This window comes from Phytopseudomonas daroniae (assembly GCF_004327275.1).
GTDB classification, from domain to species: domain Bacteria; phylum Pseudomonadota; class Gammaproteobacteria; order Pseudomonadales; family Pseudomonadaceae; genus Aquipseudomonas; species Aquipseudomonas daroniae.
This window is the reverse complement of record NZ_QJUJ01000001.1, coordinates 1,067,020-1,089,105: the sequence shown is the minus strand read 5'-3', so window position 1 is coordinate 1,089,105 and position 22,086 is coordinate 1,067,020. Positions and strand designations below refer to the sequence as shown.

Below are 22,086 nucleotides of genomic sequence, written 5' to 3'. Positions count from 1 at the left end.
CGGCCATGCGCAAGCTGCTGTGCATTGCTTACGGAGTGCTTAAATCAGGTAATCCCTTCGACCCTAAATTGGCTGTTGCGAAGTGAGATTCAAGACGGTATCTACGTCATGAAGCCCACCAAATCGAATGTCCGCTTTCGCCTTATCACTGCCACGATCAGACGTAAATCTCGGGACTTTCTAACGCCGTCGAGAATCGACGTAATAGCTCAGCTGTTGGCGCGGGTTCAGGTATTCGCGGGCTTGCGGTGGCAGTTGCGAAGCACGCAAGCTGCTGGCGATGCTCAGCGCCGGTTCCCGTGCCAGGTCGATGATCAGCGTTTCTTCCTTGGGCGCATGGGGCGTGTCCTTTCCATCGGAGCCGGTGTTGTGCTGACCGGCCGTATAGGACTACTGCGGTGCTCAGGCTGGCAGGCACACTCCGGTTCCGCCCAGGCCGCAATAGCCTTCCGGATTCTTCGCCAGGTACTGCTGGTGGTAGGCCTCGGCGTAATAGAAGGGCGGTGCCGGGGCGATTTCCGTGGTGATCTCGCCAAAGCCGGATTTCTCCAGTTCGTTCTGGAACTGCGCCTGACTACGGCGGGCAATCTCGAGCTGCTGTTCATCCGTGCAGTAGATGGCCGAGCGGTACTGGCTGCCGATGTCGTTGCCCTGACGCATACCCTGAGTCGGGTTGTGCACTTCCCAGAACACCTTGAGCAGCTCTTCATAGCTGGTTTGTTGCGGGTCGAACACGACCAGCACCACCTCGGCATGGCCCGTCAGGCCTGAGCAGGTTTCCTCGTAGGTCGGGTTGGGTGTGTGACCACCGGCATAGCCCACGGCGGTCGTCCACACACCAGGCTGCTGCCAGAAGCGGCGCTCGGCGCCCCAGAAACAACCCAGCCCGAACAGCGCGGTCTGCAGGCCCGCGGGGAATGGGCTCTGCAGCGGGTTGCCGTTGATGTAATGGGCTTCGGGCACCGAAATCGGCGTATCGCGACCAGGCAAAGCCTGTTCGGCACTGGGCAGTTCGAGTTTGTGAGCGAGAATTTGCGAGCGTAAGACCATGGGGCATGTTCTCCGAATCGTTGTTTTGGGTAGACCGCGGCGTCTGCTGGATGTGCCGTTCAGCGTGTGGGGCGCCGCGGGTAGCGCTTCAGGCTTTCTACCAGATCGCGTCCCGCTATGGGACGGTCGAACAGGTAGCCCTGGCCGATATCGCAGTGCTGACGGCGCAGGAAGTTCAACTGGGCCGGGGTTTCGATACCTTCGGCGACCACCTTGAGCTTGAGGTTGTGAGCCATGGCGATCACCGCTGAGGTGATTTCCATGTCGTCCTGATTTTCCGGAATGTCCTTGATGAAGCTGCGGTCGATCTTGATCACGTCGATCGGGAATTTCTTCAGGTAGCTGAGCGACGAGTAGCCGGTGCCGAAGTCGTCCATGGCCAGAGTCAGGCCCAGTTGTTTCAAGCGGCTTAGCTGGCTGCGCGTGTCTTCGGTGGCTTCCAGCAGCAGGCCTTCGGTGAGCTCCAGTTCGAGCATCTGTGGCGGCAATTGCTCCTCGTCGAGGATGGCGGCGATCGAACCGACCAGATCCGGGTCGCTGAACTGCTTGGGCGACAGGTTGATCGCCACCTGCAGGTTGCCCAGCCCCACGGCGGTGAGCTGCTTGCTCATGCGGCAGGCCTGGCGCACCACCCATTTGCCGATGGGAATGATCAAGCCGGTTTCTTCGGCCACGCTGATGAACTGATCCGGGCGGATCATGCCTTTTTCCGGGTGTTGCCAGCGCAGCAAGGCTTCCACGCCCAGCAACTGCCCGGTTTTCAGGCAAAGCTTGGGCTGATAGAACACTTCCAGTTCGTTCTGCGTCAGGGCGCGGCGCAGGTTGTTTTCCACGAACAGCTTGTAGTTGGCTTCGGCATTGAGAACGTCGGTGAACACCTGCAACTGATGCTTGCCGTTGGCCTTGGCTTTGTGCAACGCCAGGCCGGCATGTTTCATCAGCGTCTGTGGATCCTCGCCGTGTTCGGGCGAACAGGCCAGGCCTACGGATCCCGTGAGGTTGATCAACTGGTTATCGACGAACAACGGTTTGTCCAGGGTTTCCAGCACCTGCTGAGCGATGAGCTGACCCCGCTCGCTTTGGCAGTTGTCGAGCAGGATGGCGAATTCGTTGCTGGCGAAGCGCGCCAGGGTGCCTTCGCCGCTGAAGCTGTTGCGCAGGCGTTTGGCCAGGCTTACCAGCAACTTGTCGCCGGTCTGGTGGCCGAGGGTATCGTTGATGCGCTTGAAGTTATCGATGTCGACCAGCAGCAGGCTGACCGGAGAGCCGCCGCTGCTGGCGAAGCGTTTTTCCAGGGCGCGGATGAAGGCGTAGCGGTTACCCAGACCCGTGAGGTTATCGCTGTAGGCCAGGCGCTCGATGCGCTGTTGGGACTGCTTGGTTACGGTGATGTCTTCGTAGATGCCGATGTAATGGGTCAGGGTGCCGTCGTCCGCATGCACCTTGGAAATCGAGAACTGCCCCCAGTAGGGTTCCAGGTTCTTGCGCCGGCTCTTGAACTCGCCCTGCCAGCTGTTCTGTTCGGCCAGCCCGGAGGTGCTGTCGAATAGCAGATCACTGAGATTTTCCAGGGCTGGCAGCTCGGCGAGCTGACGGCCCTGCACCTCGTCGGCGCTGTACTGGGTAATCGCTGTGAAACTCGGGTTGACGTACTCCACCATGCCGTCGCGATTGAGCAGGATGAAGGCGCTGGCGCTCTGCTCTACGGCGCGCTGGAACAGATACAGGGCACTGGTGGTGTTGCGACGCTCCTGATTGCTCAGCACGTTGGCATATTGATCCGCCAGCTCGCCGGCGAAAGCTATTTCGTCCGCCTGCCAGATACGTGGCCCGCCGGTATGTTCCAGGCAGAGCACGGCGACCAGTTCACCGCCGACACGGATACTGGCATCGAGTATGGCGGTGATCGCTTCGGGGCGCAGATAGTCATCGCGCAGCTCACGGGTACGCGGGTCGTTTTCGGCGTCATGGGCATTCAGCGAGCGACTTTCCTTCAGGGCGCGAAGGTAGTTCGGATAACGACGCCCATCGATCGGCAACGGTATTTCGTAGTGATTCTGATCCAGCAGGTAAAGTGCCACGGGATCGAGGGTATCGCCATTGATATGCCAGATGCCGGCTCGGGCGACCCTGTAGATCTCACAGGCGCTACGGGTGATCAGCTCGGCCGCTTCACGTGTCGGGTCGCTGCCCTGATAGCGTTGGCTGGCCAGGCGCACGATGAGTTGTTGCTGGGCGAGAGAACGTAATTGATGCTGCTGTAGCTCAGCCTGGCTTCGCTGGAAGTGCTCCAGCGAGTCCAGAGCCTCGGTAGGCACTTGTGGCTCAGCCGTGGAGAGATCCGCGTTGTCGTCGCCGATGATCATCAGGTAGCCGCGCAGCAGATGCCGTCCGCGCTGCCTGAACGGCTCGCCGAGCTCCATCAACCTCAGCGGGCCTTGAGGTGTATGCAGGGTGTAGCGCACCAGGTAGTGAGCACTTTCCGACAATTGTTGCTGAATGGCATCGTGCAGGCGGTAGCGCGTTTCCGGCTCCATCAGGCTGGCGTAGGGGGTTTCCACCAGCGTGCAGAGATCACTGGCAGAAATCCCGAACTGCTTTTCGCAGGACGCGTCGAGAAACAGCAGAAGCCAGTTCGCTTCGTTCATCCGCTCGAAACGCATCATGCCGAGCCGGGAAGGCACAGGCAGTTGCGTCACGACCTCGGCCGTTACACGGCTCGCGGTATCGGGATGGCTTTTCATCGAATGGCTGTATCCATCTGCTGGCGCAGGCAACGCCTGGCCTTTTCACTATAGCGCTAACGAGGGGTGTTGCCGCATCTCCCTGGCCGCTGCGAGGCGGTAATGGCGCCTAGGTTGCACCATGGTGTGACGGCTGACAAGAAATCTAGTGGCATTGTGATGTCTTTCTTTTAACGTGCTGATTTTAAATAAATAATTATTTTATTTTGATGACTATCAAGCTTGTTCTGGCGTCTTCGAGCGCGGCGGTTACCGTGAAAACAGGCAAAAAAAACCCCGCCTGATCGGGCGGGGTCGAGGGTACGAGCGTGGCGCTCGAAAATGGTTCGTCTACAGCAGCATGGTGCGGATATCGGTCAGTACATCGCCCAGGCGCTTGGTGAAGCGTGCGGCGGCTGCACCATTGATCACGCGGTGATCGTAGGACAGCGACAGCGGCAGCATCAGCTTGGGCTGGAAGGCCTTGCCATCCCATACCGGCTGGATGGTTGCCTTGCTGACACCGAGGATCGCCACTTCCGGTGCGTTGACGATCGGCGTGAAGCCGGTGCCGCCAATGTGACCGAGGCTGGAGATGGTGAAGCAGGCGCCCTGCATGTCGTCGGCGGAGAGCTTCTTGTTGCGCGCTTTTTCCGCCAGTGCGGCGGCTTCGGCAGCCAGTTGCAGCAGGCTCTTCTGGTCGACGTTCTTGATCACCGGCACCAGCAGGCCATCCGGAGTATCGACGGCGAAGCCGATGTGCACGTATTTCTTGCGGATCACGGCCTTGCCGCTCGGAGCCAGCGAACTGTTGAAGTCCGGCAGTTCCTTGAGCAGGTAAGCGCAGGCCTTGAGCAACAGCGGCAGAACGGTCAGCTTGACGCCGGCTTTCTCGGCGACGGCCTTCTGGGCGACGCGGAAAGCTTCCAGCTCGGTGATGTCTGCCGAGTCGAACTGCGTCACGTGCGGCACGTTCAGCCAGCTGCGGTGCAGGTTGGCAGCACCGACCTGCATCAGGCGGGTCATCGGTACTTCTTCGATTTCACCGAACTTGCTGAAATCGATGGTCGGGATCGGCGGAATGCCTGCACCGCCGGTAGCGCCAGCCGTTGCTGCGGCAGGAGCCGATTTGGCCTTCTGCAGCTCGGCCTTGACGTAGACCTGCACGTCTTCCTTGAGGATGCGACCTTTCGGGCCGGTACCGGCCACGGCGCTCAGCTCGACGCCGAACTCGCGGGCCAGCTGACGCACGGCCGGGCCGGCGTGCACTTTGCTGCCGTCACGGCTTGGCGTGGCCGCTGGAGCGGCCTGCGGTGCAGCCTTGGCGGGTGCCGAACCCTGGACGTTGGCCGCTTTGGTCTGTTCCGGGGCGGCAGCTGGAGCCTGAGCGGCGGCCGCGGGTTTGGCGGCTGCCTTGCCCTGGACTTTCAGCACCAGGATCAGGTCGCCGGTCTTGGCCTGATCACCGACCTTGATGGCGATGCTCTCGATAACCCCAGCCTTGGGTGCTGGAATCTCCATGCTGGCCTTGGCCGATTCCAGCACGATCAGCGACTGTTCGGTTTCGACGCTGTCGCCAACCTTGACCAGCACTTCGATCACGCCAGCAGCGTCGTCGCCGATGTCCGGAATACGCACTTCTTCACTGCTTTCGCCAGCCGGCTCTTCGGCAGCCGCAGGAGCGGCGGCTTCGGCAGGGGCAGCAGCACTTGGTGCGGCAGCCGGAGCGCTGGCAGCCTGCTTCGGCTGTGCGCCAGCAGCGCCTTTGAGTATCAGGATCAGGTCGCCGGTACCGACTTCGTCACCAACCTTGATCGACACGCTCTCCACCACGCCTGCGGCGGGCGAGGGGATTTCCATGCTGGCCTTGTCGGACTCGAGGGTGATCAGCGATTGATCGGCCTCGATGGTGTCGCCCGGCTTGACCGACACTTCGATCACGCTGGCCTTGGCGCTGGAACCGATGTCCGGCACCTTGACTTCCTGAGGCTCGGCACTGCCCGCCGACTGAGCCTGTGGCTCGGCGGCTTGCTGCGCTGCAGCGGCAGGTTCTGCCTGGGCAGGCGCCTGCTCTTGCTTGGCCGGAGCGGCCTCGGCATCGCCTTCCACGTCCAGTTCGAGCAGTTCGTCGCCTTCTTTCAGGTTATCGCCCAGCTTGACTTTCAGGCTCTTGACGACGCCGGCCTTGGGGGCCGGAATCTCCATGCTGGCCTTGTCCGACTCGAGGGTCAGCAGGCTTTGATCGGCCTCGATGCGGTCGCCAACCTTGACGAACAACTCGATGACTTCACCCTCACCACCGCCGATGTCGGGTACGCGAATCAATTCACTCACAATGCGTCTCCTTAGCAGTCCAGAGGGTTACGTTTTTCGGGATCGATACCGAACTTGACGATGGCCTCGGCCACGACTTTACGTTCGATCTCACCACGATCGGCCAGCGCTTCGAGCGCAGCCAGGACGACCCAGCGGCGATCCACTTCGAAGAAATCGCGCAGTTTGCGGCGGCTGTCGCTGCGGCCGTAACCGTCGGTGCCCAGCACCTTGTATTCCTTGACCGGTACCCACTGACGAATCTGCTCGGCGAACAGCTTCATGTAGTCGGTGCTCGCCACAACCGGGCCTTTGCGGCCGTTCAGGCACTGTTCGACATAGCTCTGCTTGGGCTCGTCGCCTGGGTGCAGGCGGTTGCTGCGTTCCACGGCCAGGCCGTCACGGCGCAGTTCGTTGAAGCTGGTAACGCTCCATACGTCGGCGCCGATGTTGTAATCGTTGCGCAGGATCTTCGCCGCTTCGCGAACTTCGTTGAGGATGGTGCCGCAGCCCAGCAGTTGTACGTGGTGGGCGGCTTCCTTCTTGTCCTCTTCGAGCAGGTACATGCCCTTGATGATGCCTTCTTCGACACCTTCCGGCATGGCGGGCTGCTGGTAGTTCTCGTTCATCACGGTGATGTAGTAATAAACGTTTTCCTGCAGGGTCATCATCCGGTGCGTGCCTTCGCGCACGATCACCGCCAGCTCGTAGGCATAGGTCGGATCGTAGCTGCGCACGTTGGGGATGGTGCTGGCGAGGATGTGGCTGTGGCCGTCCTCGTGCTGCAGGCCTTCACCGTTCAGCGTGGTGCGGCCGGAAGTGCCGCCCAGCAGGAAGCCGCGGGTCTGGCCGTCGCCAGCTGCCCAGGCCAGGTCACCGATACGCTGGAAGCCGAACATCGAGTAGAAGATGTAGACCGGCAGCATCGGTGTGTTGTAGTTGCTGTAGGCGGTACCGGCAGCGATGAAGGAGGAGAACGCACCGGCCTCGTTGAGGCCTTCCTGGAGGATCTGGCCGTCCTTCTCTTCGCGGTAGTACATCACCTGGTCGCGGTCGACCGGCTCGTACAGCTGGCCGACAGGCGAGTAGATACCCAACTGGCGGAACATGCCTTCCATACCGAAGGTACGGGCTTCGTCAGCGAGGATCGGGACGATACGCTTGCCCAGCTCCTTGTCCTTGACCAGCGACGCAAGGATGCGGCCGAACGCCATGGTGGTGGAAATTTCGCGGTCGCCGGAGCCGTCCAGAACAGCCTTGAGGGTGTCCAGCGGCGGGGTCGGGATGCTGATGGTGCCGCGGTTGCGCTGCGGCAGGTGGCCACCGAGCTTCTCGCGGCATTTGCGCAGGTACTTCATTTCCGCGCTGTCTTCGGCCGGACGGTAGAACGGCAGTTCTTCCAGCTGCGAATCGTTCAGCGGGATGTCGAAGCGATCGCGGAATTTCTTCAGCGACTCGATATCGACCTTCTTGGTGTTGTGCGCGGTATTCTTCGCTTCGCCGGCACCGGTGCCATAGCCCTTGATGGTCTTGGCCAGGATGACGGTCGGCTGACCCTTGTGGTTGACCGCCTGATGGTAGGCCGCATAGACCTTGTAGGGGTCGTGGCCGCCGCGGTTGAGATTGAAGATCTCCTCGTCGGAGAGCTTCTCGACGCGCTTGAGCAGCTCCGGGTCGGCACCGAAGAAGTGCTGGCGCACGTAGGCGCCGTCCTTGGCCTTGTAGTTCTGGTACTCGCCGTCGATGGCCTGATCCATGCGACGCTGCATGCGGCCGTCTTCGTCCTGGGCGAATAGCGGATCCCACATGCGGCCCCAGATGACCTTGTTGACGTTCCAGTTGGCACCGCGGAAGTTGCCTTCCAGTTCCTGGATGATCTTGCTGTTACCGCGCACCGGGCCGTCGAGGCGCTGCAGGTTGCAGTTGATGACGAAGATCAGGTTGTCGAGGTTTTCGCGGCCGGCCAGGGAGATGGCGCCCAGGGTTTCCGGCTCGTCGCACTCGCCGTCGCCGATGAAACACCAGACCTTCTGTTTGCCGGCCGGGATGAAGCCGCGGTTTTCCAGGTACTTCATGAAGCGTGCCTGGTAGATCGCGGTGATCGGGCCCAGGCCCATGGAAACGGTGGGGAACTGCCAGAAGTCCGGCATCAGGTGCGGGTGCGGGTAGGACGACAGGCCGCCACCGTCCACTTCCTGACGGAACTTGAGCATCTGCTCTTCGCTCAGGCGGCCTTCCAGGAAGGCGCGTGCGTAGATGCCGGGAGAGGCGTGGCCCTGATAGTAGATCAGGTCGCCGCCGTGCTCGTCGGTCGGAGCCTGGAAGAAGTAGTTGAAGCCGATGTCGTAGAGGGTCGCACTGGAGGCGAAGGTGGAGATGTGGCCACCCAGATCCGGATCCTGCATGTTGGCGCGCATCACCATGGCCAGGGCGTTCCAGCGAACGATCGAGCGGATGCGGCGTTCCATGAACAGGTCGCCCGGCATGCGCGCTTCGCGGGTTACCGGGATGGTGTTGCGATAGGGTGTGGTGATCGAATAGGGCAACTGCGTGCCGCTACGAGTGGCCAACTCACCCAGGCGCGTCATCAGATAGTGGGCACGGTCTTCGCCTTCCTTGTCGAGGACGGATTCCAGCGCGTCCAGCCATTCCTGGGTTTCGATTGGATCGAGGTCTTGCATGGCTTGCTCCAGAGCGGAAAGGCTTCCAGAATCGGAAGCCAGGATGCGTGGCCGGCTTTTTGAGCGGGCACATTAATTCTTGGATATACCGGTTGGGTAGATCCGGCTTCGTGTAGTTTTACTACATTTCGCTGGCGATTTCAGCTCTTACGATTGATTCATTAGCAGCAAAACTACAATCAAATCAGGCGTGAGCCATACGCGGCGAGCCTTCGCAGGGCTTCGTCGGTTTTCCAACAGGCTCAGTAGCCCGCCGAAAAGGATAGACCATGAGCTTGCCCGCGCTCGTCTCTTTGCCTGCCATCCTCATGCCACTGGCCCAGCGCGCCGAACAGTCGCTGACTCAGACCTTCAGTGAATTGTCTCCCCAGGCCGCCACCGGCTTCGCTGCCTGGCCGCCGCTGCGCAAGGAGCATTTGCAACGGGTGACGGCCGCGAGCGACTTCGTGACGCAGCAGGGGCTACGCGACCCGCAAATGCTGCTCGACCTGGCCGACAGTGGCGAGCTGGAGCGCCGCCTGGCAGCCGGTGAGTTGCGCGGGCAGCTTGCAAGACAGCTGAGCGAATGTGCTGACGAGAATGCCCTGGCGCGCAGTCTGCGGCGCTTTCGCAATCGCCAGCAGTTGCGCATCATCTGGCGCGATATCAGTCGTCAGGCGGATCTGGTGGAGACGTGCCGCGATTTATCCGACCTGGCCGATGCCTGCATCGATCTGGCCTATCAATGGCTCTATCCCAAGCACTGCGAGCAGTTCGGCACGCCGGTCGGGCACCGCACTGGCGAGCCGCAGCATATGGTCATCCTTGGCATGGGCAAGCTTGGTGCCCATGAGCTGAACCTGTCGTCGGATATCGATCTGATCTTCGGCTATCCGGAAGGCGGCGAAACCCAGGGGGTCAAGCGGCCGCTGGATAACCAGGAGTTCTTCATCCGCCTGGGCCAGAAGCTGATCAAGGCGCTGGACGCCATCACCGTCGACGGCTTCGTGTTCCGCACCGACATGCGCCTGCGCCCTTATGGTTCTTCCGGTGCGCTGGTGTTCAGTTTCAACGCGCTGGAGCAGTACTACCAGGATCAGGGTCGCGACTGGGAGCGCTACGCGATGATCAAGGCGCGGGTGGTCGGCGGTGACCAGGAGGCCGGCGCGCAATTGCTGGAGATGTTGCGCCCGTTCGTCTATCGCCGTTATCTGGATTTTTCCGCCATCGACGCGCTGCGCACCATGAAACAGCTGATTCAGCAGGAAGTCCGGCGCAAGGGCGTGGCCGAAAACATCAAGCTCGGCTCTGGTGGCATCCGTGAAGTGGAGTTCATCGCCCAGGCCTTCCAACTGATCCACGGCGGTCGCGATCTCAGCCTGCAGCAGCGTTCGCTGCTCAAGGTGCTCGATACTCTCAAGGGGCAGGGTTATCTGCCAGCGCAGGCAGTCGACGAACTGCTCGCCGGTTATGCCTTCCTGCGTTATACCGAGCATGCCCTGCAGGCCATCGATGACCGGCAGACGCAGATGCTGCCGGACAACGACGAAGATCGTGCACGGGTGGCCTTCATGCTCGGCTTCGACGACTGGGAAGCTTTCCATGCGCAGTTGATGCAGTGGCGTGGTCGCGTCGACTGGCACTTCCGCCAGGTCATCGCCGACCCGGACGAAGATCAGGACATTGGCGAAGAGCCCATGGTCGGCGCCACCTGGCTGCCGCTGTGGAACGACGATCAGGACGAAGAAGCGGCCTGCCGGCAATTGGCCGAAGCCGGGTTCGCCGATGCCCAGGCCGCCTGGCAACGCCTGGTGGGGCTGCGCAACGGCAATCAGGTACGGGCGATGCAGCGTATCGGTCGCGAGCGCCTGGATGCCTTCATCCCGCGGCTGCTGGCCGCCACGGTGGAGCAGGAAAAGCCGGATCTGGTGCTGGAGCGGGTATTGCCGCTGATCGAAGCGGTAGCCCGGCGCTCCGCCTACCTGGTGCTGCTCACGGAAAACCCCAATGCGTTACTGCGTCTGCTGACCCTGTGTGCGGCCAGCCCGTGGATCGCCGAGCAGATCAGTCGCTTCCCGCTGCTGCTCGACGAACTGCTCAACGAAGGACGCCTGTTCAGCCCGCCTCAGGCGCCGGAGCTGGCTGCCGAGCTGCAGGAGCGGCTGACGCGCATCCCCGAAGAGGATCTGGAACAGCAGATGGAAGCCCTGCGCCATTTCAAACTGGCTCACGGCCTGCGCGTGGCGGCTTCGGAAATCACTGGCACGTTGCCGCTGATGAAAGTCAGCGATTACCTGACCTGGTTGGCCGAGGCCATTCTCGACCAGGTGCTGGCGCTGGCCTGGCGGCAGATGGTCGCCCGTCATGGCACACCGCAGCGGCTCGACGGCAGTTTGTGCGCGCCGGACTTCATCATCGTCGGCTACGGAAAGGTCGGTGGTATCGAGCTGGGCCATGGCTCCGATCTGGATCTGGTGTTCATTCATGACGGCGATCCCCAGGCCGAGACCGATGGCGCCAAGCCCATCGACGGTGCGCAGTTCTTCACTCGGCTGGGTCAGCGCATCATCCACCTGCTGACGGCACAGACCAACTCCGGCCAGCTTTACGAGGTCGATATGCGCCTGCGGCCTTCCGGGGCGGCCGGATTGCTGGTCAGTTCTCTGGGTGCCTTCCGCCGTTATCAGGAAAGCGAAGCCTGGACCTGGGAGCATCAGGCGCTGGTGCGTGCCCGGGTGCTGGTCGGCTGTCAGCGGGTGGCCTCGGCATTCGCCGAAGTGCGTACGGCCGTCCTCGCCCGCGAGCGCGATCAGGCCAAGTTGCAGGCCGAAGTCAGCGAGATGCGCGCGAAGATGCGTGACAATCTTGGCACCCGCACCACCGCTGCCGGCACCGCGGAGAATGCCTTCGACGCCGCCGCGGCCTTCGACCTCAAGCAGGACGCCGGAGGTATCGTCGATATCGAATTTATGGTGCAATACGCGGCCCTGGCGTGGTCGAAGCAGCACCCGGTACTGCTCGAATTCACCGATAATATCCGCATTCTGGAAGGCCTGGATCGGCTCGGTCTGCTACGTGATGGCGAGGCGACCCTGCTCCAGGACGCTTACAAAACCTACCGCTCTGCAGCCCACCGACAGGCGTTGCAGAAGCAGCCCGGGGTAGTGGGTGGCGACCAGTTCCACGAGCACCGACGCAACGTGATGCGTATCTGGCGTGAACTGGGCTTGAGCTGATGGCAGTCGCTCACCACCATGCCCTCAATCCATTGCACCGCTGAGCTTATGAATATTCTGATCATCGGCCCTTCGTGGGTAGGCGACATGGTGATGGCGCAGACATTGTTTCAATGTCTGAAAGTTCGCCATCCCGATTGCGCCATCGACGTGCTGGCGCCGGAGTGGAGCCGGCCGATCCTCGAACGCATGCCCGAAGTGCGTGAAGCCCTGAGCTTTCCCCTGGGCCATGGCGTGCTGGAGCTGGCCACTCGGCGGCGCATCGGCAAATCCCTGGCCGGCCGTTATGACCAGGCGATCCTGCTGCCCAACTCGTTGAAATCGGCACTGGTGCCGTTCTTCGCGGGTATCCCCGTGCGTACCGGCTGGAAGGGCGAAATGCGCTACGGCCTGCTCAACGACGTTCGCACCCTGGACAAGGCACGCTACCCGCTGATGATCGAGCGCTTCATGGCGCTGGCCTATGCGCCGGGCGTCGAGCTGCCGCAACCTTATCCGCGGCCCTCGCTGAGTATCGATCCGGCTACCCGTGACGCGGCGCTGGCGAGTTTCGGCCTGACCCTGGATCGCCCGGTTCTGGCCCTGTGCCCCGGCGCCGAGTTCGGCGAGGCCAAGCGCTGGCCGAGCGAGCATTACGCCCGCGTTGCCGAGCACAAGATCCGTGAGGGCTGGCAGGTCTGGCTGTTCGGTTCGAAGAAGGATCATCCGGTCGGTGAAGATATCCGTTCGCGGCTGATTCCGGGGCTGCGCGAAGAAGTGGTCAACCTGTGTGGCGAAACCAGCCTGGCCCAGGCCATCGACCTGCTGTCCTGCGCCGCTTCGGTGGTGTCCAACGATTCCGGGTTGATGCACGTGGCGGCGGCGCTCAACCGCCCATTGGTGGCGGTCTATGGCTCCACGTCGCCGCAGTTCACCCCGCCGCTGGCCGAACAGGTGGAAATCATCCGCCTGGGCATAGAGTGCAGTCCGTGCTTTGACCGTACCTGCCGCTTTGGCCATTACAACTGCCTGGTGCAGCTCGAACCGCGCGTCGCCGTTGATGCGCTGGATCGGCTCGTCGCCCATCCGGTCGAGGTGTAGCGCCGGATGCGAGTGCTGTTGATCAAAACCTCGTCGCTGGGCGACGTGATCCATACCCTGCCGGCTCTGACCGACGCGGCTCGGGCCATTCCCGGTATCCGCTTCGACTGGGTGGTGGAAGAGGGTTTCGCCGAGATTCCAGCCTGGCACCCGGCGGTGTCTCAAGTCATTCCTGTGGCCATCCGTCGCTGGCGCAAGCACCCCCTGCAGACCCTGCGCAGCGGCGAGTGGTCGCGCTTCAAGAAACGCTTGCGTGACACCCGCTACGATCTGGTGATCGATGCGCAGGGCTTGCTCAAGAGCGCCTGGCTGACTCGCTACGTCAAGGCACCGGTGGCCGGGTTGGATCGCAAGTCGGCCCGTGAACCGATCGCTGCGCGCTTCTATGATCGCTGTTACAGCGTGCCGCGCGCCCAGCATGCCCTGGAGCGGGTACGTCAGCTGTTCGGCCAGGCGCTGGGGTACAGTGTGCCCGCTGGTCTGGGCGACTATGGTTTGAACCGCGCCCAGCTTGCAGATCCGCAGGCGCGCCCTTATCTGGTGTTTCTGCACGGCACCACCTGGGCCAGCAAGCACTGGCCCGAGGCCTATTGGCGTGAGCTGGCCGAGCGGGTCGCCGAACAGGGTTGGTCGATTCGCCTGCCCTGGGGCAATGAAGTCGAGAAGGCCCGTGCCGAGCGTATCGCCAGTGGCATCGACGGGGCGGCGGTATTGCCGAAGCTGAACCTGGCCGGAATGGCCAAGGTGCTCGCCGGTGCCCAGGCCTGTGTTGCCGTGGATACCGGGTTGGGACATCTGGCCGCGGCGCTGGATGTGCCCACCGTGTCGTTGTACGGGCCGACGCTGCCGGGTCGTGTCGGCGCCTATGGTCGTGCTCAGGTTCACCTGTGTGCCACTGGCCCGGATGCCGGCAAGGGCGATCGCGACAAGCCGTGCTTCGATGATTTGCTGCCGCAGAGGGTGTTCACCGAGTTGCACGCGCTGCTGCTGGATATGGGGATAGACTGATGCCGCTGGCCGATCACAAGCGTCCGGCTGGCGAGATTTCGAGGCGCGACCACAACCAGACGAGTGGAGGGGCGATGCGCCTGGCTTTCATCCTTTATAAATATTTCCCGTTCGGCGGGTTGCAGCGCGACTTCATGCGCATTGCCCTGGAGTGTCAGCGGCGTGGTCATGAGATCCGCGTGTACACGCCGATATGGGAGGGCGAAGTGCCCGCCGGTTTCGAAGTGGTGGTCGTGCCGGTCAAGGCGCTGTTCAATCATCATCGCAACGAAAAACTCACTGCCTGGGTCGAGGCGGATCTGCGTCAGCGCCCGGTCGATCGCGTGGTCGGTTTCAACAAGATGCCCGGCCTGGACGTCTACTACGCCGCCGACGGTTGCTTCGAAGACAAAGCGCAAACCCTGCGCAATCCGGTGTATCGCCGCTGGGGCCGCTACAAGCATTTTGCCGAGTACGAGCGGGCGGTATTCGCGCCTGGATCGCGCACCGAGATCCTGATGATTTCCGAGGTGCAGCAGCCATTGTTCGTCAAACATTACGGTACGCCGGTCGAACGCTTCCATCTGCTGCCGCCGGGTATCTCGGTGGATCGTCGCGCACCGGCCAACGCGGCCGAGGTACGTGCCGCGTTCCGTCGCGAGTTCGGCCTGGCCGAAGATGATCTGCTGCTGGTACAGATCGGTTCCGGCTTCAAGACCAAGGGTCTGGATCGCAGCCTGAAAGCGCTGGCGGCACTGCCGTCTGCGCTGCGCAAGCGCACGCGTCTGTTCGTCATCGGCCAGGATGATCCGAAAGCCTTCCAGATGCAGAGCAAGGCTCTGGGGATCGCCGGTCAGGTTTCCTTTCTCAAGGGGCGAGACGATGTGCCGCGATTTCTGCTGGGTGCCGATCTGCTGATCCACCCGGCCTACAACGAGAACACCGGTACGGTGCTGTTGGAAGCGCTGGTGGCAGGCCTGCCGGTGCTGGTGACCGATGTCTGCGGCTATGCCCATTACATCCGCGATGCCGATGCCGGGCGCGTGCTGCCCAGCCCCTTCGAGCAGAGTGAGCTCGATCAGACGCTGGCCGATATGCTCAGCGACCCGGCGCAGCGTCTGGTTTGGCAGCGTAACGGCCTGGCATTCGCCGACACCGCCGACCTGTACAGCATGCCGCAGCACGCGGCCGATGTGATCCTGGCGCCGCGCCCATGAGTAATCCAGCTGCTCTGGCAACCATCGACCCTGTAGGAGCGTCGCCCTTGGCGCGATGCACTCGTGGCCGTTCCACAAGGTTTCTGTCGCCTTCAGCATTCGCCGCGAGGGCGCGGCTCCTACAGGGGGGCTTATGCGCCTGATTCTTGCTGAACCATTCAAATCCCTATGGGCCGGTAAGGATGCCTTCGAGGAAGTCGAGCGCCTGCAGGGGCAGGTTTACCGTGAGCTGGAAGCACGCCGCACTTTGCGTGCCGAGGTCGACGGCAGGGGTTATTTCGTCAAGATTCACCGCGGCGTTGGCTGGGGCGAAATTCTCAAGAACCTGACCACCGCACGTTTGCCTGTGCTCGGTGCTGGCCAGGAGTGGAAGGCGATTCAGCGTCTGAGCGAAGCCGGTGTGCCGACCATGACCGCCGTGGCCTACGGCGAGCGCGGCAGTAACCCGGCGCAGCAGCATTCCTTCATCATTACCGAAGAATTGGCGCCGACCATCGACCTCGAGCAACTGACCCAGGCCTGGCCGGAGCAGCCGCCGTTGCCGGGGCTGAAGTGGGCGCTGATCCTCCGTGTCGCTGACATGACAGGACGCATGCACGCGGCAGGAGTCAATCATCGCGACTGCTACATTTGTCACTTCCTGCTGCACACCGACAAGCCCTTCAGTGCCGATGATTTCCGCCTGTCGGTGATCGATCTGCATCGCGCCCAATTGCGTCCCGCGGTACCGCGGCGCTGGCGCGACAAGGATCTGGCCGGCCTGTATTTCTCGGCGTTGAATATCGGCCTGACCCAGCGCGACTTTCTGCGCTTCCTCAAGGGGTATTTCGCTGCAGCCGGAAGTGTACGTTCGCTACGCCAGATTCTGCGCGACGAAGCCGCGCTGCTGGCCTGGTTGCAGCACAAGGCCGAACGGTTGCTGTCGCGCTACGCACGTAAATACGAAACAGGGGCCAGTCATGAGTGAGTGGCGAGTCACCGCTCTGGCGACGCCAGGGGCTGCCAGAGCGTTTGCTACCCTTGACGCCGTGTTCGCCCTGAAGGGTGAGCCGATTACCCATGATCCGCTCTCGGATGTGATCCGTGTTGAATTCGATGGGCTGCGTTATTACGTCAAGCGCTACCACGGCGCGGGCAAGGGCGTTCGGCGGTTTGTCGGCAGGCCGCGGGTCAAGGCCGAGTGGCAGAACCTCAAGCATTTCGCCGCCTGGGGCATTCCGACTGCGCCCATTGCCGCCTACGGCCTGGAGCGCAAAGGCACCGCCTTTGGTCGGGGCGCGCTGATCACTCAGGAGCTGGTCGACACCATGGACATGTCGCGCCTTGCCGCCAGCGGCGATGCACGCCTGCGTGATCGTGCCTGGGTCGAGGATGTCAGCTACCAGCTGGCCAAGGCCACGCGCACCCTGCACGATCATCACTTCACGCACAACGATCTGAAGTGGCGCAACCTGTTGGTCGACGAGCACCGTCGCCTGTATTTCATCGATTGCCCGACCGGGGCCTTCTGGTGGGGGCCTTTTCTGCGCAGGCGTATCGTCAAGGATCTGGCTTGTCTGGACAAAGTCGCTAAATATCATCTGTCGCGTACTCAGCGGCTGCGCTTCTATCTGCAGTATCGGCGTCGCGAGCGCTTGAACGACAGTGACAAGCAGCGCATCGGCCAGATCGTCCGCTATTTCGAGGGAAGAGAATGAAGGACTTCATCGACAGCGAAGATCGCTCGCTGCTCGAACGTCACGGCCTGGCCAGCTTCGAAGCGCTGTGGGCGCTCGAGCTGCATGCGGTGGATGAACCCAACAAAGCGCCCCGTGGTGGCTGGAGTTCGGTGTACCGGCTCGACCTGGACGGCCACGGGTACTACCTCAAACGCCAGAGCAATTACCTGACTCGCAGCCTGGAGCGTCCATTGGGCGAACCGACCCTGGCTCGCGAGTTCCGCAGTATCCGCCGTTATAGCCTCCTGGGCATTCCTGCCATGAGTGCGTCGTTCTACGCCGAGCGACGCATCGCCGGTGAGCGCCGGGCCATTCTGCTGACCCGAGCGCTGGATGGCTGGCAGGATCTCGACAGTCTGCTGCCAGGCTGGACGCAGCTCGCCGCCGAGCAACGCCTGGCGATCGTCAGTGCCTGTGGGGCGCTGGCCCGTCAGGTGCATGACAAAGGGCAATTGCATGGCTGCTTCTATCCCAAGCACATCTTCCTGCAACCCAGCGACAGCGGTTTCGCGGCTCAACTGATCGATCTGGAGAAGACGCGTCCGCTGTTCTTCGGCGAGCGTGATCGCATCAAGGATCTCGAACCGCTGCTGCGCCGCGCCAATCCGTGGAATGACGAGGATACAGTCGGGTTCCTGACCGCCTATCTGGGGAGTGAGGAGAACGTGGATCATTGGTTGCAGCGCCTGACGGCGCGCTTCAAGGACAAGGCCCAGCGCCCATGAAACTGGCTTCTCTGACCGATGCGGGGCGTAGCCCCGAGTTGCCGCTGCTGCTCGAAACGCCTGCTGGCCAGCTCCTCGAGCTGCAAAGCTTGCTGCGCGTGTTGCCTGGCCAGCGCTATGTGGGGCAGGCGCAGTGGCAAGGGCGTGCGGTGCTGGCCAAGTTGCTGGTCGGCAGCAAGGCCGAGCGACACTTCTCTCGCGAGTTGCTGGGCGCCCAATTACTGGTTGAGCAGGGGTTATGCACACCGTCGTTGCTCGAGCATGGTTCGACCTCTGGCGAGGGCGGCTGGCTGTTGTTCGAGTTTCTCGAAAATGCGCGCAGCCTGGCCGATGACTGGCAGGCGGTGGCCGACCAGCCCTGGTTGAGCGACGCTCAGCAACAGGTGCTGGGCGAAGCCTTGGCCGTCATCGCCGAGCTGCACCGCAAAGGGCTGTGGCAAGAGGATCTGCACCTGGACAATCTGCTGCGCCAGGAGGGTCGTCTGTACCTGATCGATGGTGGTGGCATTCGCGCGGAAGCGCCAGGGCAGCCCTTGTCGCGAGACAAGGTGCTGGCCAATCTGGGCCTGTTCTTCGCGCAGTTTCCCGGTGCCATCGACAGCTTTATCGAAGAGCTGCTGGTGCATTACCTGCTGGTCAATGGCGAGCATGCGCTGCCGCTGGAGGCGTTGCTGAAGGCCGTGACGAAGGCGCGGGCATCGCGCATGCAGGCGTTCATGGCCAAGATCGGACGTGAGTGCACAGCCTTTCGCGTCTGGCGCAGCGCCTCGCGTTTGCAGGTCGTCAGGCGAGAGGAAGACGCACTGCTGGCAACATTGCTGGCTGATCCGGATGCGGCGATTGCCGCAGGCCAGCCCCTCAAACTGGGCGGCTCGTCCACCGTGGCGCGGGTCGAACAGGCAGGCCGGCAGATGGTCATCAAACGCTACAACATCAAGGGCTTCGGGCACTGGCTAAGGCGCTTCTGGCGACCGAGCCGTGCCTGGCACAGCTGGTGCGAAGGCAATCGCCTGGATTTTCTCGGCATCGCCACACCCAGGCCGCTGGCCGTGCTGGAGCGTCGTACCTTGTGGCTGCGCCGCCAGGCTTATCTGATTACCGAACACACGCCGGGTGTGGATATAATTACCCGTTTCGCGCCCTGCCAGGCAGGTGAGTTGCCGCCCGAGGCGGACTTGCAGGCGCTGGAAACCTTGTTCGCGGCGCTGCTGCGTGAGCGCATCAGCCACGGCGACTTCAAGGGCACCAACATATTGTGGCAGGCTGGCCGCCCGGCGCTGATCGACCTGGATGCCATGCAGCATCACGGCAGCGCCAGCAGTTTCACGGCTGCCTATGCCCGGGATCGTGCGCGTTTCTTGCGCAACTGGCCGGCAGATAGCGCCCTGTACCAGGAACTGGATCGGCGTTTGCCAACTATCACCTGAGTCCGCTCCAGGCGGGCTTGGCGAAACCAAACAACCGCGGTTGTCGACGTCCGGCAACCGCACTAAGAGGCTTTATCCGTGGCATTGACGATTCTCGGCCTTTCCGGCGCCCTCAGCCATGATCCATCCGCTGCGCTGTATATCGACGGCAAGTTGATCGCGGCCGCTGAAGAAGAGCGCTTCGTGCGCGACAAGCACGCGAAGAGTCGCATGCCCTACGAGTCGGCCAAGTTCTGTCTGGAGCAGGCTGGTATCAAGCCATCGGACGTCGATGTGGTGGCGATTCCCTTCGCACCCGTCAGCCTGTTCGGCAAAGCGCGCTGGCACTATGCCAAGCGCTACTGGTACGCGCCGGATCGTGCCCTCGATGCCATCCTCATGGGCAACCGTCGCTACAAACGCTACCGCAAGAAGATCGTCTGGTGCCTGGAGCAACTCGGCTTCGACGCCAAGAAGGTCAAGATCGAGCCGGTCGAGCATCACCTGGCTCACGCGGCCAGCGCCTACCACTGCTCGGGCTTCACCGAGAAGACCGCGATTCTCGGTATCGACGGCAAGGGTGAGTACGCCACCACCTTCTTCGGCTATGGTGAGAACGGCCGCATCCACAAGATCAAGGAATTCTTTGACCCGGACTCCCTTGGTGGTCTGTATGGCGCGGTCACCGAATTTCTCGGTTTCGAGATGCTCGACGGCGAATTCAAGGTCATGGGCATGGCGCCCTATGGCGATGCCAGCAAATACGATTTTTCCCGCCTGGCCAAGTTCGAGAATGGCGAACTGGTGATCAACACCGATTACGCCAACGTCATCGGCCTGCGTCGCTACAAGGAAAAGGGCAAGGGCTTCTACTTTTCGCCCAAGCTGATCGAGTGGCTGGGGCCCAAGCGTGAAGGCGACATCGCCGACGATCCCTACATCCACTACGCCGCCAGTATGCAAGCGCTGTTCGAGAAGCTGGCCCTGGAAATGATGGATTACTACCTGGGCGACATCATTCGCGAAACCGGCAAGATCGCCTTCGCCGGCGGCTGTGCGCTGAACGTCAAGCTCAACCAGAAGATCATTGCTCGCCCCGAGGTCAAGGAGCTGTTCGTTCAGCCGGCTTCCGGCGATGCCGGTACTTCGGTCGGCGCCGCCGCCTACGTTTCCCACAAGCGTGGTGTGCCGGTCGAGAAGATGGAGCACGTTTACCTCGGCCCGGCCTACTCCAACGAAGACGTCATCGCCGCTTGCGCACGCCACCCGAACGCGCCGAAATGGCAGCAGATCGACGACATGCCGCAGCGCATCGCCCGGATCATGGTCGACGGCAACCCCGTGGCCTGGTTCCAGGGCCGTATGGAGTTCGGCCCGCGCGCTTTGGGCGGCCGCTCCATCATCGGCTGCCCGAGTATTCCGGGTGTGGCCGACCGCATCAATGAGCAGATCAAGTTCCGCGAGCGCTGGAGACCCTTCTGCCCATCCATGCTCGACACCGTCGCCGAACAGATGCTCAAGGTCGACCACCCGAGCCCGTTCATGACCTTCACCTTCGAGGTCAACGACGAGTGGAAGGAACGCGTCAGCGAAGTCGTCCACGAAGACGGCACCTCTCGCGCCCAGGTGCTCGAGCGCGAATACAACCCGCGCTGGTACGACCTGATGCTGGAGCTGGAAAAGCTCACCGGTAACGGCGTGTCCCTGAACACCTCGCTGAACCGCCGCGGCGAGCCGATGATCTGCTCCCCGACCGATGCGCTGAACATGTTCTTCGGCTCGGATCTGCAGTACCTGATCATGGAAGATATTCTGGTGGTGAAGGACGGGACGATACCGAATGAGCAGCCCTGAGCCCTGGGTTCTGCAGATTTGTCATGGCTATGATGGGCCCTTCCTGGACTGTGCCCGTCAATACGCCAGCCTCTTCGTCGGTACCCGATACAAGGTAATGACGGTTTACCTGACTGGAGCCGCTGACGCCGAGGTCGTGGCCGGCTCCGCTTCGGATGAGGTGGTTTTTCTAGGCTACGGTTCGCGTGACATGCGCGGGCTTAAGGTGCGCGCCATCCGTGATGTCAGCCGTCTGGCTCGCTCGCGTGATTTCAAGCTTTGCATCGCCCACCGGTTCAAGTCGACCTATATTGCCTGCCTTGGCACTGGCTTGCCGGTAATTGGTGTGAACCACGCTTTTGGTGTTTACCAGCGCCTTTCCCGGCGCTTCTTCGCCAATGTTTTTCGTCAGAGGCTGCTGTTGTTGGGCGTCTCCGATGCCGTACGTGACGATATCCGGAATAATCTCGCCGGCTGGTCGCAGGAGCGGATTCTGAGCCTGTACAACCGGATCGATATTGCGCAGGCGCAGGCCCGTGTCATACCTCGTGAAGGCGCTCGCCAGGCTTTGGGGTTGCCTTGTGATGCCTGGGTTGTGGGCAACGTGGGCCGGCTTCATGCGGATAAGGATCAGGCTACGTTGTTGAGAGCGTTTGCCGCAGCGTTGCCGCAGTTGCCGAGCAATAGCGTCTTGGTGATATGCGGGAAAGGGCGCCTTGAGGTTTCTCTGAAGGCGCTGAGTGCCGAGCTCGGTATTGCCGAGCGAACCCTTTTTCTGGGGCAGGTTCCTGATGCTCGTAGATTTTTTCAAGCATTCGATGTTTTTGCCCTCAGCTCGGATCACGAGCCGTTCGGCATGGTGCTTCTGGAGGCCATGGCGGCAGGTGTGCCTTTGATCAGCACTGACTGCGGTGGGGCGCGCGAGGTGGTCAAGGATGTCGGAGTACTGTTTCCGTTGGGCGATAGTGCAGCCCTTGCCGAAAGCCTTGTGAAGCTCTCGACCCTTTCGGTGGAGCAGGTTCGGCAGTGTCGCCTGGCGATGAGCCAGAGGCTGCAAGAGCGCTTCTCGGACTCGGCTGTTCAGCAACGTTTCTGGGCGCTGCCTTTTACCAGCCATTTTCACTGAATCAACCCGGAA

General features: G+C 61.9%; 14 protein-coding genes. 10 read left to right on the top strand and 4 right to left on the bottom strand.

Annotated elements, in window-relative coordinates; genetic code table 11:
- Positions 1 to 402 precede the first annotated feature (402 nt).
- The 4 genes from msrA to aceE form a co-directional block, all read right to left on the bottom strand.
- Positions 403 to 1,050 (bottom strand): peptide-methionine (S)-S-oxide reductase MsrA, encoded by a 648-nt coding sequence (gene msrA / locus DNK10_RS05055; RefSeq protein ID WP_131190775.1) that lies wholly within the window; start codon positions 1,048 to 1,050, stop codon positions 403 to 405.
- A gap of 59 nt (positions 1,051 to 1,109) precedes the next feature.
- A complete protein-coding gene (locus DNK10_RS05050) occupies positions 1,110 to 3,794 on the bottom strand; it encodes a sensor domain-containing phosphodiesterase (RefSeq protein WP_131190774.1) in 2,685 nt (894 codons plus the stop codon).
- 330 nt (positions 3,795 to 4,124) lie between these two features.
- On the bottom strand, positions 4,125 to 6,107 hold the full coding sequence (aceF, locus tag DNK10_RS05045; RefSeq protein ID WP_131190773.1) for a dihydrolipoyllysine-residue acetyltransferase: 1,983 nt from the start codon (positions 6,105 to 6,107) through the stop codon (positions 4,125 to 4,127).
- 11 nt (positions 6,108 to 6,118) lie between these two features.
- Complete coding sequence (aceE, locus tag DNK10_RS05040; protein WP_131178175.1) at positions 6,119 to 8,767, bottom strand: pyruvate dehydrogenase (acetyl-transferring), homodimeric type; 2,649 nt, start codon at positions 8,765 to 8,767, stop codon at positions 6,119 to 6,121.
- A 269-nt stretch (positions 8,768 to 9,036) separates the two neighbouring features.
- Between aceE and glnE the strand changes: the two genes are divergently transcribed.
- The 10 genes from glnE (at position 9,037) to DNK10_RS04990 (ending at position 22,074) form a co-directional block, all read left to right on the top strand.
- A complete protein-coding gene (gene glnE, locus DNK10_RS05035) occupies positions 9,037 to 11,982 on the top strand; it encodes a bifunctional [glutamate--ammonia ligase]-adenylyl-L-tyrosine phosphorylase/[glutamate--ammonia-ligase] adenylyltransferase (RefSeq protein ID WP_131190772.1) in 2,946 nt (981 codons plus the stop codon).
- Between the two features lie 48 nt (positions 11,983 to 12,030).
- Positions 12,031 to 13,062: a lipopolysaccharide heptosyltransferase II gene (gene waaF, locus DNK10_RS05030; protein ID WP_131178173.1), complete on the top strand. Its 1,032-nt coding sequence runs from the start codon at positions 12,031 to 12,033 to the stop codon at positions 13,060 to 13,062.
- Positions 13,063 to 13,068: 6 nt separating this feature from the next.
- On the top strand, positions 13,069 to 14,070 hold the full coding sequence (waaC, locus tag DNK10_RS05025) for a lipopolysaccharide heptosyltransferase I (protein WP_131178172.1): 1,002 nt from the start codon (positions 13,069 to 13,071) through the stop codon (positions 14,068 to 14,070).
- A 74-nt stretch (positions 14,071 to 14,144) separates the two neighbouring features.
- A complete protein-coding gene (locus tag DNK10_RS05020; RefSeq protein ID WP_131190801.1) occupies positions 14,145 to 15,266 on the top strand; it encodes a glycosyltransferase family 4 protein in 1,122 nt (373 codons plus the stop codon).
- Positions 15,267 to 15,399: 133 nt separating this feature from the next.
- Positions 15,400 to 16,233: a lipopolysaccharide core heptose(I) kinase RfaP gene (gene rfaP / locus DNK10_RS05015; RefSeq protein WP_131190771.1), complete on the top strand. Its 834-nt coding sequence runs from the start codon at positions 15,400 to 15,402 to the stop codon at positions 16,231 to 16,233.
- Positions 16,226 to 16,963 carry a lipopolysaccharide kinase InaA family protein gene (locus DNK10_RS05010; RefSeq protein WP_131190770.1) on the top strand — a complete coding sequence of 246 codons (738 nt, stop codon included), beginning with the start codon at positions 16,226 to 16,228 and terminating at the stop codon, positions 16,961 to 16,963. Before rfaP ends, DNK10_RS05010 begins: the two co-directional genes overlap by 8 nt.
- Entirely contained in the window at positions 16,960 to 17,709 is a 750-nt protein-coding gene (locus tag DNK10_RS05005) for a lipopolysaccharide kinase InaA family protein (RefSeq protein ID WP_131190769.1), read from the top strand. The genes DNK10_RS05010 and DNK10_RS05005 overlap by 4 nt, the downstream gene beginning before the upstream one ends.
- Entirely contained in the window at positions 17,706 to 19,136 is a 1,431-nt protein-coding gene (locus DNK10_RS05000) for a lipopolysaccharide kinase InaA family protein (RefSeq protein WP_131178167.1), read from the top strand. The genes DNK10_RS05005 and DNK10_RS05000 overlap by 4 nt, the downstream gene beginning before the upstream one ends.
- Positions 19,137 to 19,214: 78 nt before the next feature.
- On the top strand, positions 19,215 to 20,969 hold the full coding sequence (locus tag DNK10_RS04995) for a carbamoyltransferase family protein (protein ID WP_131190768.1): 1,755 nt from the start codon (positions 19,215 to 19,217) through the stop codon (positions 20,967 to 20,969).
- Positions 20,956 to 22,074: a glycosyltransferase gene (locus tag DNK10_RS04990; RefSeq protein WP_131190767.1), complete on the top strand. Its 1,119-nt coding sequence runs from the start codon at positions 20,956 to 20,958 to the stop codon at positions 22,072 to 22,074. The genes DNK10_RS04995 and DNK10_RS04990 overlap by 14 nt, the downstream gene beginning before the upstream one ends.
- Positions 22,075 to 22,086 lie beyond the last annotated feature (12 nt).